Source organism: bacterium (genome assembly GCA_021108215.1).
GTDB lineage: Bacteria > Oederibacteriota > JAAXVQ01 > JAAXVQ01 > JAUVAV01 > JAIORK01.
This window is the reverse complement of sequence record JAIORK010000055.1, coordinates 37,560-51,406: the sequence shown is the minus strand read 5'-3', so window position 1 is coordinate 51,406 and position 13,847 is coordinate 37,560. Positions and strand designations below refer to the sequence as shown.

The window sequence follows — 13,847 nt, the reverse complement described above, 5'->3', positions numbered from 1 at the left end:
TTTGCACAGACAACCAAATTTTTTCTACCGTGGACTAAGCGGTATTCTGTTGGTTCTGCTCGTGACCGCTTGTTCTCACGCTCCCAAGCAGTTTATAACGCCGAGACAAAAGATTGCTGTGAAACACGAACAACTGGGAAATCAGTATTATGACCGGGGACGATCCAAAGATGCCATCCGCGAATGGCAGGCTGCGCTGGACCTGGCCCCTGATCGGAAATCATTACAGAAACGCATTCAGGCAGTCGAGAGCGGGAAGCATTGGGACAGTCAGGTTGATTCGGTGGAAAATAATTCCAAGGGCAAGCAGGAAAAAATTAATAGTGAGTTAAAAAAAGCCGAGAGTTACTATAGAAACAGCCGGCTCAAAGATGCCGAAGTAACCTGGCGGCATGTGTTGAGCTTGGATCCGGTCAACCAAGGTGCGCGCCAGGGGATGGCACGGTTGGAGGATGAGACCTATCGCAAGGATCTGGAGCGCTCTTTTGATTTGATGACCGAGGACTTATACGAACAGGGGATGCATCATTTTCGGAAAGAAGACTGGGAAAGTGCTTTTACCAAATTGAGCGAGGCAGGAAATCTCAATGCCGATCAACCGCAAGTGAAAAAGTATCTCGAGCGAACCCATCAGGAAGTACAGCGCGTGTTAAACGTTCAGACGGTGGGACAACTGGTCAGGGATGCAAAAGCAGCGGAGGAAAAAAAATCCTGGTTGGCGGCAAATCGTCTTTGGGGAAAAGTCGTCGCGCTTGACAGCAGCCATACGGCGGCACTCGCCGGGGTGAAGCGTTCGCAGATGCAACTGGAAAAATGGTCGGAACAAGAAATCAGGAAAGCTAAAAAGGCGTATAAATCCGGGAAATATACCAGTGCGCTTGCAGCCTATCAGCGTGTGCTGGGTGTTTTTTCGAAGCATCTGCGCGCACGCCAAGGGAAAAAGCAGGCCCTGGCGGCGCGTCAACAGGGGACGCAGGCGGCAACGCAAAAAACACAGGCTGAAAAAAAATTCAACCAAGGTGTGGTTCATTACCGGCAGGGGCGTTTGGACCAGGCGATCACGCTATGGGAACAAGCGGTTGCCCAAGATCCGAATGACAAAGAATATCAGGAGTGGTTTATACGCGCGAAAAAGGAAAAGGCCGGTGCGGTTGAGCAAAACAAACAGCAGGCGCAAATAACCTACCAGGATGGGTTGGCAGCGTATCAGCGAGGGGAATTGAACAAAGCTTTTATTTTGTGGGAGGAAACGCTGGAATTGGATCCCGACCACCAAAAGGCCCGGGCCAATATTGAGAAAATTAAAAAGGAAATGGATTAACAGCCGATGCGCATTCGCAAGGACCTGCCGGAACGGGCCAATTATTTTTATTTTGAGCATAAACCTTCAGAGATTAATTATGGGGGCAAAATGCGTTTTCAACAAATTGCCTTTCCACCCGGCAAAGCATCAGACAATGATTTTGAGACGCTTATCTTTTATACGATCAACAAATTAATTGAAATTATTCAGAACCGTTCGGCTCCCCAAAAAATGAATTTTTCCGATTGGCAGACCAACCGGGAGGATACGTTTTCCGATAAAGCCGGCGGTGAGGTGCTGGTTTTTAAGAATTGGCATGCTGAGCTGGTGGACATTTATTTTGACCAATGGTGTGAGACGCCCTTTCTCAGTTTGGATAATTTTCAGAAGTGGGTCCATGAAGACGTGGTCGCTTTGACCAAAGCATATTGGAATATTCGTGTGAATGCCCTCAAGCAGGAGCGAATTACGGGTATTTTTCGATTAAATTATTATACCTCTTTGGCGATGACCACCTTGATCGCGGAAATGATCTCTGAATACTTTGATAAACAGGTGGATCAACTTGGGAAATTAGCCACGCTGGCCCGTTTTACAATTGGGAGGTGTCTGTCGCTGGCCTTTCGCAATGTTGAAGAAAGTGAGGGGCTGGGACGTATTCGTAAACAGGAGTTGGGTGAGGCGCTGCCGGATGAAGGTTGTCTGCGGGTTTTGAATCCCTTTGTCCTGAGTTTTATTGATATTGCCGATGCCGGGATGGTCGAGGAAATACTCGCCGGTCCTAATCCGTATCAGATTTCTCATGCCTTGCGGACCCAGTTGATCACGCTTTTTAAAGAGGGGATGGGAAAGAGCAAACAGTACAGCATCACGCACTTGCGCCGAAATTTTGCCGAATTCCGGTCACTAAAAATGATTTTAGCCCAAAGCAGAGACCGTAACCGCCTGGTGTCCTCACTGCGTCGTCAGCGGGAACTTCGTCACAAACTGGTTTTTGAAAATGCACACCGGCTGCTGCGAACAACGTTGCGGGAATATATCCGGACATGCCCGGATCCGGCAGATATTTTTTCATATATTTCCAATGAAAGGCAATTAGAGGAAATATACAACAAACCTGCCGTTCAAAGGCGTTTTTTTAAAATATTGAAAGTCAAACGCTCACGTCAGACCGATGGCATTCGCGATCAGATCAAGGAAAATTTAAGATTTATTAAAAAAAGCAAAAAACAATTGTTTGGCAGGCTCGTAAAAAAGGACCTTCTGCAGGAATTTCAAGATAGTGCTATGCGCTGTTCAGAAGTACTTTGCCATACAGAGGATTTTCAGCTTGTGCGCAGGCAATACGGCAGGGACAGTAACCGTGCGGTCAGTTGGCAGGGGATACGTATTTGGCGCAGTTGGGAAATGGTTTATCGCAGCCAGACCAGTCCTAATTGGGAACGGTTGGCACTTGAGCCGGTTTGGGAAAAAAGGCGGGCTGAAATTGAAAATAACTATGCAGAAGGCAATCTTTTCTTTTGCCAGGCGCAAGGGGATATCTATCCACATGCGCAGCAGCGCAGGAACCGGGTCGTATTTCTTTTTGCTGATTTGCGTAATTCAACCGAAACGACGATGAAATTAACCAAGGATACAGCCTCGTTTTTAACCCCGTATCTTAATGCGGTCAATTCTTCAGCGCTCAAGTGCAACGGGCAAAGAATTTATTTTGCCGGGGATGGTTATGCGGCCTATTATAATAAAGGCGTTGAAGCGATTCGGGCAGCCTACACCATCACAGCACAGTTTTATAAATTGCGGAAAGTATCCAGCGCGGAACATCTCCGCGAAGCCAAGGATATCTATCAACAGACAGCCGGACTGGGGTTTGATTTTCGGAAGTCATCGAAAATCAAACAGGGGCTTGCTGAGATGGCATCAGCAAAAGTTCCTGCCAAGGTCCGGGAGTTTTTAAATGAGCTGGCAGCCCTTGAGCAGGAGAAAATCAGTGAAGCGGATATGAAAAAAATGCTGGCCAAGGTTGCAGCAGCGTATTCCATGCCGCGGGTGGATGTGGGAGTCGCATTAACCAATGGAGAGTTGTTTCTGGCATTGGTGGGCGACGAAAAAGATACGACAATTGAAAAGATCCCGATTGTTATTTCACCGCAATTAACTCAGGCTGCCCGGCTTTCCGGATCTTCAGACCTGGTACGCAAGTATATTGATACACATTTTTCTCAGCCCTTTCCTTTTAATGCGTATACATGGGATAAAAAGCTCTATAATCGCGGGATTGTCATTACTCAGGATTTGTTTTCACAGTTAGAGCAAGAAGCAAATATGGAATCGTTTGATGACGAGACATGTGAGCATCAAAAACAGGGATTCTTCGCATATTTTGATGATAAATTAAAGAAAAAGATTGTTTTACGTCTTAACCAAGATCCGGTAATGCTCAAAGGCATAGCACACCCCTGTCCGGTTTATGAAGTGGCGACCATGGGATCATACTTGGACAAGAAGTTTGGAACACCGGTAAAACAGAATTAATTTTGGGAAAATGAAGTGGTAAGAGCATGATTTTGATACGGCTTCATGGTGAATTGATGATAGTTTTCCCACCGACTGAAATCATACCATCCTTTGAACGCTATAAAATTTCTATCAAGCAATTCAGCTGAAAGCGTCGCCATCAAGCGGGGAAGATTGCTTTTGGAATGGGTTTTTAATAATTTTTTTGATCCCAAAAACATAACCATCAATTGTGTGTTGCTAAGTGATTTGAACATAATTTTATCCTAAAAACACAATATATTGTAATTGGATACGATTTAATAACAATATATGGAATATGTCAAGTTGTTCTTAAAGCAAGGTATCGGGTGATTCAGGTTGGACAATGGATGGCATTGAGCGATTGATGTGAGCAAAGTATTTTTTTAGTCAGGAGGATGTTTGGGTGCCGGGAAGGCTGTTCAAACGGACAGTGATTGACGCAGTGTAGGTGCGATGTTAAGATAGTTTTTATGGAGCAAATTTTTGTGGAAAATAAATATTTTACCTTAGTTATGGTTGCTGTTTTACTACTACTCCCACAAGCCTCTCAAGCCATCTCGGGCGAGGGTACCACTGCTGCAACGTTTTATAAAATCGGAGTGAGTCCGCGTGCGGTGGCGATGGGAGAGTCGTATGCAGCTGTCTCGGATGATGTTACCTCCATTTACTGGAACCCTGCCGGATTGGGTCAATTAAAGTACCCCGAAGTTACCGCCATGCACGTTTTCTGGTTTGAAGATATTTTTTACGATCATATTGCAGGAGAGATTCCGCTGGATTTTGGTGTTGCCGGTATTTCACTCATTTATTTAAATGGCGGAACGCTGCTGCGGTCGGATGAAGGAGATACACCGGACGATCCTGATCGGGGCACCTTTTCTACGGCAGATGTCGGTTTTACAGCAGGCTATGGTATCCCGTTTAATGAGAGCATGTATTTGGGCGCAGGTTTAAAGCTGTTTTCTGAGACCATTGATGCGGCGGCCAGTTTCGGGTGGGCGCTGGATATAGGCTTTTTATACCATTTTCCCTGGCAGGGAATTACGCTCGGCATGGTGGTCCAGAATTTAGGGCCTGCCAGTAGTGTTGCGGAAGAATATTTTAGGCTTCCGATTAATATTAAAGCGGGTGTCGCGTATCGGCCGATGGATGCCTTGCTGCTTTCCATGGATTATAATCAGCTATTGGAACAAGCAGGAGAAATATCCCTGGGTGCAGAATATACTTTTGAGAAAATTATCGCGATTCGGGTAGGCTATGGTTATCAGGAAAAAATTGATAATGATGCGCTTTATATTGATTTTGGGACCAATGCGGCAGCAGGCTTATCCGCCGGTATCGGCATTTTATATAATAATTTAAAGGTGGATTATGCCTTTGTTCCTTATGGTTTTCTTGGATCAACCCACCGGATATCCCTTTCCTATGTATTTGCCCCGGTGATAACACCGACACCTATGCCAACCCCGACCGCAGCACCTACGCCAATACCGACACCAAAACCACAGGTTAGAAAAAAAGCACTGGCAGCCAAAATCAAGACAATCATTCGTAAAATTGAATTGGGTCAGTTTCAGCAAATTCAATTCACCAGTGGATCATCCACCCTGACAGCGGCATCACTCGATACCCTGAATGAAATTGCTGCCGAGATGGCAAAATTTCCGGAGGTGCGAATTCGCATTGAAGGGCATACTGATTCTCAGGGTGCCAAGAACTCTAATTTAACCCTTTCCCAAAAACGTACAGATGCTGTCAAAGTGTATCTGGTTGAGCAACAAGGTCTTTTTGAGGAAAATTTGCTTGCGGTTGGGTATGGCGAGGCCCGGCCGGTCGCAGACAATGCAACGCGTGCCGGGCGTCAGAAAAATCGCCGGGTGGAATTTGTTGTTCTAGATATCGAGTAATCCTGCCGGAAATATCCTGGTGATTTCATAGAATATGATTTATCATAGCACGGAAGTCCGGCGTCTTTGACCGTGAAAATTATTTAAGACAGCAGGTTAGCAAGCCCGGAGGAATCATTTCCAGTATTGGAAACAAAAAAACTTTTAAACAATAAGTGATTACAGCTTGGTTTATAGGGAATGGAAAAATTATATATTTGATTCCAATACTGGAAATGATTCCTCCGGGCTTGGCCACACGCGAGAGCTTTTGTAGTTAAATACATCCGCTGAAACGCGGGAACCGGACATACGCAGTATTGAGGGGGGCGCATGAAAAAAATTAAGCATATTGGTGTATTGACTTCAGGAGGTGATGCTCCGGGAATGAACGCCGCCATTCGTTCGGTGGTACGCAGCGCAACCGACCGCAAGCTCCATGTTACCGGTATTTTTCGCGGTTACTGGGGATTGATTGAGGGTGAATTTGCACCCCTGCATTCACGCAGTGTGGGCGGCATTATCAACCGGGGCGGGACCATCCTCAGAACAGTTCGCTGTCCTGAATTTAGGCAGAAGACATACCGGGAAAGGGCCTATAAAAATATTCGTGATATTTCATTGGATGGTTTGGTGGTCATTGGCGGCAACGGGAGTTCGGCAGCTGCCAATGTCATTCAAAAAGAAATCAAACTTCCGGTGGCGGTGGTTCCGGCTTCGATTGATAATGATGTCTATGGAACCGATGATACCGTCGGTTTTGATACCGCAGTCAATACTGCGGTGGAGGGAATTGATAAAATCCGCGATACAGCAACATCGCATGAACGGATTTTTATTATTGAAGTCATGGGGCGGCACAATGGCTTTATTGCCCAGGAGGTGGGTTTGGCCTGCGGCGCAGAAGCGGTTTTGGTTCCGGAGATAAAATATGATCTTGAAAAAATATGCAGGTCACTTACCCGGGGACATCAGCGGGGGAAATTTTCCTCAATTATTGTTATGGCGGAAGGCGCGGGTGATGCGGGTAAAATCTCCCAGAGCATTCGCAAGTACACTAAACTGCGTGTACGACTCTCGGTACTTGGTTATATCCAGCGCGGTGGCACCCCCACAGCCCATAGCCGGCTCTTGGCTGCCAAGCTGGGAAATTTTGCCATAAAAAATATTATGGCGGGATATCATGCCCATCTGGCCGGGATTCGAAACGGGCAGCTGAAAAGAACAGCACTTACCGAAGTGGCAAAAAAAATTAAGCGGATCGACCGTACAGTGTACATACTGGCACACCAGATGGCACAATAAGTGTATGCTCCCGATTATTTCAGCATCACGCCGGACTGATTTGACGCGTGTTTTTCCGGATCACCTGGCACAATGGATCCGGCAGGGATATGCACCTGTCAAGAATCCCTATAATGGAAAAACCCGACAGGTCAAGATACATCCGGAAGAAGTCCATACATTGGTTCTTTGGTCAAAGGATTTCTCCAATTTAATCAATAATCGCGCTGGCCTGCTTGATCAGGTTAAGCGATTTCATCAGATTTACTTTCATTTTACAGTTACAGGATTAGGTGGAACACGTATTGAGCCTGGAATTTTTCCCTATCAAGCGGCTCTTTCTCAGTTTGAGCAACTGGCGGAGATTTCAAAGAATCCGGCAAGGGTGAATTGGCGATTTGATCCAATTTTATTTTGGCGAGAGAAATCAAAAATTGAATCTAATGTTCATTATTTTAAAGAGATTGCAATGGCCGCCAAACAGGCAGGAATAAAGAAAGTAACCATTTCTATATGTCATTGGTATCAGAAGGCTGTTTATCGGGCGAAAAAGTATAGAGTTCATCACTATTCATTAAGAAGAAGCCGACAACGAGTGGTTATAGAATATCTATATAAAATAGCCAGAGAAATAGGCCTAATAATTGAGGGCTGTTGTTTAGATATAGATATTCCAAATAGAGTAACAAATGGTAAATGTGTTGATGGTCATTATTTAACTCAATTGCATCCAACAAAATTGAGGGCATCGCATGCAAAAGATACAGGACAGAGAAAAAATTGCTGCTGTAGCAAATCCATTGATATTGGATCTTATGATTTAGCTTGTCCGGATGGTTGTATGTACTGTTATGCAAATCCTGGGCTAAAAAAAGAATAGAGGGTGAAATGATGAGGAAACCATTGCTCGGCGTGACGATGGGTGATCCGGCAGGGATCGGTCCGGAAGTGATCCTGAAAGCAATTCAGAATAAAGAGATTAAAAAAAAGGTTCAGATAATTGTTTTGGGGAGCAGAAGGGTTTTTGAAAGTGCTCTGAAAAGACAAAAGATAGAAATACCCTTAAATATTATAAATAATATAATTACAAGCGCCTACAAGCCGAATCATTTAAACATGCTGGAAATAGATACCCTAAAAGGAATAATCAAGCTGGGGAAATGGTCAAAAATAACCGGTCAGGCATCCTATGATGCTGTTAAAAGTGCAATACAGTTGGCTTTGGATAAAAAAGTAGATGCAATTGTAACAGCACCCATTTGCAAGCAAGCATGGGGTGAAATAGGGGTTCCCTATACGGGACACACTGAGGTACTGGCAAAAACAACTAAAACCAAGGACTATTCTATGATGTTTGTGAATGGGCCGTTTCGGATTGTTTTAGCGACTATTCATCATCCCCTCCAAAAAGCAGTAAAAATGATAAAAAAGGAACTTGTTATCCGGACAGGAATAACGGCCGAAGAGACACTTAAAAAATATTTTGGAATTAGAAATCCGCGGATTGCAATTGCCGGAATAAATCCTCACGCCGGTGAGAAAGGGATGCTTGGGCAGGAAGAGGAAAAAGAAATTAAACCTGCAATGCAGGAATTAAACCAACGAAGAAAGGGACGCTATTTGGGTCCGTTTCCTTCTGATACGCTTTTTGTGTCTGCGCTGCAAGGTCAGTATGATTTAATTATGTGTATGTATCATGATCAGGGTTTGATTCCCTTTAAATTATTGGCATTACATACCGGTGTGAATGTTACTGCGGGCATACCGATTATCCGGACCTCGCCGGATCATGGTACTGCATTTGATTTGGCGGGAAAAGGGAAAGCCGATCCGGGGTCTATGATCGCAGCAATTTTGACAGCAAGTCAGATGGTGGTTGCATCAGGAAAGGTAAAATCGTGAAAAGACCAAAACTTGGACAGCATTTTTTAAAAGAAACACGATATATTGCTAAGGCACTTCAAGCGGCAGAAATTATGCCGGATGACGGTATTATTGAAGTTGGACCGGGAAAAGGGATATTAACCAAGGCATTATTGAAGAAATCTTCTTTTGTAACTGCGATAGAATTGGATGAGCGGTTGGCAAATCGGCTGCATGAAAAGTTCGGGCATTTTGATAACCTCAGCATCCATCTACAAGATGCACGCCAGATTGATTGGACAGCACTTTCCGAGGAGATACGCCAAAAGGGATATCCCAGAATCAAGCTTATTGCCAACCTACCCTATTATTTAGCATCGCAGATGGTGATTTATGCCATGGCAGCAGACAAAGGTTGTGATGAGATGGTGGTGATGGTACAAGATGAGGTGGCACGCCGGATGTGCGCCCAGCCAGGGACCAAAGAATATTCATCCTATAGCATTGCTGTTCAGTATTACGGTGAACCTAAATATATAATCAAGGTTCCGCCCAGCGCGTTTAATCCGCCTCCGCGGGTAAGCTCCGCACTTGTGAAAATTGTCAAGCGGTCCCAACCTTTGGTAGCGCTTTCCGATCCGGATGCGTTTTTTTATCTCGTACATGCCATGTTCACGCATCGCAGAAAAACTCTGCGCAACTGTCTTCAGGGGTTGAAGAATGTTCCGGAGCTGACAAAATGGGAAGAAGGATTACAATGCGCCCGGATAGATTCACAGCGTCGTCCTGAAACGCTGTCCATTTTTGAATTGGCATCACTCTACCAAGCTCTCGATCATTCTCGAACACCGTCCGAATAAAAAAAGAGGTTCAATTTTTCTGCTCTGATCCGGCACCCGGCACCCGGCAAATGCCGGGTGCCGGGTAAAAGTCCGCCGGGCAAGCGCGTGGGTGACCAACTGAAGTCTCGTCCTTCAAGTATCCATCCGGATAGATGGAATTTGGGATGAAACGCCATCAACTATTAAATAAATTTTTGTGTCAGATGGCAGAATTTTACAGTCATCACCGGCTGGGAATTCGAGCACAGTAAGTATTGGTCGAAAAAACAGAAAAAGTCAAAAAACCAGCATTATTCCAAAAAGTATAATTATCAGATAATAATAATCGTGCCAATTTCATAAACACTGGTGCTTGCAAGGAATGGGTGACGACCTTTCGTGCCTTGTAACCGTATACGAAAATTCTGTCGGCTGAATGCAATGGAATGAATTTTGTATAAAATAAGACTTAATTTTTAAAGTTGCCAAGCGATAAAAAAAAGTAAGACCACAAAAAAATTTTTATTCTTGATGTGTGTATTTTTTTTAGAAACATGGGTGGACACGGGTTGCGGGGTAGAATAAAGTATTCTTTAAAAAACGTATGCGGGGAATAAAATCGCTGTAAATAAAGAAAATAATTGATTGTGGGAGAGGAAGAAAAATTATCTTTGTAAAAAAAATGCCTGGGAAAAAATTTCGCACAAATTATTTTTTAAAAATTAATTTGCGAGTCCTGCGTATGCCGTTCCAAAAAAAGCTTCGTTTTATTTCCTGAGCAGTCATGAAAATTAAGGAAATCAAATTTGAGCAAGCGTGTAGAAGATAGTTTGTTCAAAGAACGAGTTTGGGTTAGGCAAAATAGAAGTGGATTCAATAATTTAAATAAGCCGCATTATTTGAAAAACACCAAAATAGTAAAAAAATGGCTAAAAATGTCCTGTGCTGTGAAATCCTTTAAAAATAAGACTATCTATTATTTTTAAGTGCTAAATAAGTATCGAAATAGGGGGATTTTATAAAAACAAAATTATACACATTGATATAATTCGGGGTTTGGGTATTCGGTTGGTCCGGCGGAGAGGAAGCCCGGCCTGAGGGAAATCAAAGCAGGAAGTCATGCCTCTTGGATGAAAATCATCACGTAGGGTGAATAGAAGATAGTGTGTTTTATCGTGCTGGCGCGAACACGATGGACAGCCTGCCCGGCGAATGCCGGGTAAGCCCGTGGATTTTTATAACTGGAGAGCAGTGGGTCCGGGTAATGATCCGAGGCAGCGTGTTGGTGTACGCTGGATTTTCATTTTTTATCTTGCCTGGATTTTTTACTCATCGTAAACTAAATTCTCTTTACAGAATTTGTCCCACAAGCGCAGCGATCCAAAATAGTATTTGGAAAAGTATAGCGAGTTTTTTAAGGAGGGTTTCAATGTCAGTAAAAGTTGTTGATTATAATGCCGTGAAGAAAAGCACCAATTGTGTACTGGGTGTTTATGATGTGCTGAACGTGAAAGGACTTCCGGTAGCAGTCCAAAAAGAAGTCACACAGATAAACAAAACCGGGGACCTCAAAGGGAAAAAAGAGGGGTTGCATGTCCTCTATCCAGCCTGTAAAGAAATGGATAGGCTGCTTCTATATTATATAGGTAAAAGAAATCAGGTAACCCTGGATAAAATTAGAAAAGCCTGTGCACGCATTGTCAAAAAGGCGGTTCAACTGAAGATAAAAACCCTTACCTTTGATCTCGAATCCTTTATTCCCCCCGAGGCAGATGCATCAGAGACAGCCATGACACTCAGTTTAATCAGCCATCTGGCACTCTACAAAAACACTGAATTTAAACCAGAGCATAAGCAGACTGGCAAGACACGATTGGAGATTGTGTTGGCATGCCGGAAGCCGGCGGTATGTCTGGCAGCAGCAAAAAAAGGGGAGAAGGTTGCAGCGGCCATCAACGTTACCAGATGTTTGGCAGACCGGCCCGCGAATAAGCTCTTTCCGCAAGGTCTTGCGAGTGAGGCCAAAAAGATTGCCGGGAAGTATGCCAAAATGACGTGTAACGTTCTTCAGAAAAAGGCGTTGGAAAAAAAAGGTTTTGGTGCGTTGTTGGCAGTGGGTGCAGGTAGTCCGCATCCTCCGGTCCTCATTGAATTGAATTACCGGGGAGGGAAGCCGGGTCGGCAGCCGATTGCACTTGTGGGCAAAGGGGTGACCTTTGACTCAGGTGGTATCTCACTGAAACCTTCGGCAAAAATGGATGAGATGCGTTACGACATGAGCGGTGCAGCAACCGTGTTGGGTATTTTTCAGGCAGCAGCCGAACTCAAGCTCCCGGTGAATTTGCTGGGAGTCATCCCGGCTGCGGAAAATATGCCGTCAGGCACAGCCGTCCGTCCCGGGGATATTGTGAAAAGTTTATCCGGTAAGACAATTGAGATTTTAAACACAGATGCAGAGGGGCGGGTGATTTTGGCAGACGCACTCACTTATGCCAAAAGATATAATCCGGAGACGATCATTGATTTCGCAACATTGACCGGTGCGGTCATTGTTGCGCTGGGTCATGTTGCTTCCGGGTTGGTAACCAACAATGAGCGGCTGGCAAAAGCACTGGAAAAGGCATCTGTAAAATCCGGGGAGAAGCTCTGGCAATTACCCCTGTGGGATGAGTATAAAGATTTAATTAAAAGCGAAAATGCCGATATTGCCAATATGGGTAACAAATCGGGAGCAGGAACAATTGTCGGTGCCGCATTTTTGGAGGCATTTGTCGGGACCACACCGTGGGCCCATCTGGATATTGCAGGAACTGCCTGGGGTGTCGGGGGTCCTGTGTTTGGAAAAGGGGCTACAGGGGTTGGCGTAAGGCTAATCCTGGATTGGCTGCAAAAATGAAAATCACAACTTTTACATATTTGAGTTGAACTCCGTCGTGAATGTGCTTTTTTCGCTCTGCGGAGGCCTTTTCTATTTTTGCTCGATTTCTTCAAATTTACGGAAAACACCGTAAATTATTCCGAAACCGAGTTTTGTAAGCGGCGGGCTTTTCGCGAGCTGCAAAAGCGCATCCCCGGCGGAGTTTGATATCGCGCTAGGGAAAGTTGAAAAAGTCGAGTGAAAATGTAATAAATAAAAATGGAATAAAAGGAGCTTAATATGGTCTTGCCTGATCACCTTATTCGAAAATTATCCGCTGAGCAGGGCATGATAGAGCCGTGCAGTGAACCGGTTTCCGGCGGGGTGGTATCTTACGGTATTTCTTCTTACGGATATGATATGCGGCTAACCAATGAGTTTAAAATCTATCAACCACAGTCATCCGGACAGGTTGTTGATCCCAAAAAAGCCCGACCGGAGGATTTCCGGGATTTTATCGGTGAGGTTTTAGAACTACCGCCGCAGACATTCTGTCTGGGCCGCTCTTTGGAATATTTCAGGATTCCCAGAAATATCATCACCGTCTGTACGGGCAAGTCCACTTATGCCCGCTGCGGTGTTTTGGTCAACGTGACACCCCTGGAGCCGGAATGGGAAGGGCATGTGACCATGCAGATTGTGAATACAACCCCCATGCCGGTTAAAATTTATGCAAATGAGGGTATTGCCCAGGTACTTTTCCTGCAAAGTGAAGAAATACCGCAGGTTTCTTATGCGGATAAAGGCGGGAAATATCAAGGCTCCAAGGGGATTACACTTTCGAAGACGTAGATTAATGAAAGTAAAGTTACTGTGTGTGGTGCGCTCCTATAGTGTCTGTTTTGAAAATGAAAAAACTGCACCCCAAGTGATGGATTGGGCGAAAGTGAATGGTATCCTCAAAAAGAATTTAGACGTTTGCCAACAGCACAGTTTTTATTTTCATACCAGACATATAGAAGTGCATGGCTACTATCAATTTATATTTTAAAAAAAATCCGGGAGAATTGTGCGACCGTGTGATTTATCCGTTTGGATAATCAAGTGCTGGTTTACACAGGCGAGCGGGATGTTTTTTAATCAGAACCGCTGCGGCAGTCACGGGGTTGAGCTAGTTGTGCTGATAAAACTTACTTGGTCATATTGGAAAAGGGTTTAAAAAATCGGAGTATTAAATAAACATGCGAAATTTAATAGGCGAGCCAACTAAGCTGTTCCAGAAAGACGATCAC

10 protein-coding genes are annotated in these 13,847 nt (G+C 44.5%); 9 read left to right on the top strand and 1 reads right to left on the bottom strand.

Annotated features, from left to right (window positions below; genetic code table 11):
• Position 1 precedes the first annotated feature (1 nt).
• On the top strand, positions 2-1,321 hold the full coding sequence (locus K8S19_13010; GenBank protein ID MCD4814596.1) for a tetratricopeptide repeat protein: 1,320 nt from the start codon (positions 2-4) through the stop codon (positions 1,319-1,321).
• A gap of 6 nt (positions 1,322-1,327) precedes the next feature.
• Entirely contained in the window at positions 1,328-3,838 is a 2,511-nt protein-coding gene (locus K8S19_13005) for a hypothetical protein (GenBank protein ID MCD4814595.1), read from the top strand.
• Here the strand turns inward: K8S19_13005 and K8S19_13000 are convergent.
• Entirely contained in the window at positions 3,835-4,077 is a 243-nt protein-coding gene (locus K8S19_13000; GenBank protein ID MCD4814594.1) for a hypothetical protein, read from the bottom strand. The two genes, K8S19_13005 and K8S19_13000, sit on opposite strands and share 4 nt — an antisense overlap.
• A 237-nt stretch (positions 4,078-4,314) precedes the next feature.
• Here K8S19_13000 and K8S19_12995 point away from each other — a divergent pair, with 237 nt between their 5' ends.
• The 7 genes from K8S19_12995 (at position 4,315) to dcd (ending at position 13,407) form a co-directional block, all read left to right on the top strand.
• A complete protein-coding gene (locus tag K8S19_12995) occupies positions 4,315-5,751 on the top strand; it encodes a PorV/PorQ family protein (GenBank protein MCD4814593.1) in 1,437 nt (478 codons plus the stop codon).
• Between the two features lie 321 nt (positions 5,752-6,072).
• Complete coding sequence (locus tag K8S19_12990) at positions 6,073-7,035, top strand: 6-phosphofructokinase (GenBank protein MCD4814592.1); 963 nt, start codon at positions 6,073-6,075, stop codon at positions 7,033-7,035.
• A gap of 4 nt (positions 7,036-7,039) precedes the next feature.
• Positions 7,040-7,894 (top strand): DUF1848 domain-containing protein, encoded by an 855-nt coding sequence (locus K8S19_12985; protein MCD4814591.1) that lies wholly within the window; start codon positions 7,040-7,042, stop codon positions 7,892-7,894.
• 8 nt (positions 7,895-7,902) lie between these two features.
• Positions 7,903-8,916: a 4-hydroxythreonine-4-phosphate dehydrogenase PdxA gene (gene pdxA / locus K8S19_12980; GenBank protein MCD4814590.1), complete on the top strand. Its 1,014-nt coding sequence runs from the start codon at positions 7,903-7,905 to the stop codon at positions 8,914-8,916.
• Positions 8,913-9,737 carry a 16S rRNA (adenine(1518)-N(6)/adenine(1519)-N(6))-dimethyltransferase RsmA gene (gene rsmA / locus K8S19_12975; protein ID MCD4814589.1) on the top strand — a complete coding sequence of 275 codons (825 nt, stop codon included), beginning with the start codon at positions 8,913-8,915 and terminating at the stop codon, positions 9,735-9,737. The genes pdxA and rsmA overlap by 4 nt, the downstream gene beginning before the upstream one ends.
• Before the next feature lie 1,390 nt (positions 9,738-11,127).
• Positions 11,128-12,594, top strand: a complete 1,467-nt coding sequence (locus K8S19_12970) for a leucyl aminopeptidase (GenBank protein ID MCD4814588.1) — start codon at positions 11,128-11,130, stop codon at positions 12,592-12,594.
• A 261-nt stretch (positions 12,595-12,855) separates the two neighbouring features.
• Complete coding sequence (gene dcd, locus K8S19_12965; protein ID MCD4814587.1) at positions 12,856-13,407, top strand: dCTP deaminase; 552 nt, start codon at positions 12,856-12,858, stop codon at positions 13,405-13,407.
• The last annotated feature ends 440 nt before the right edge of the window (positions 13,408-13,847 follow it).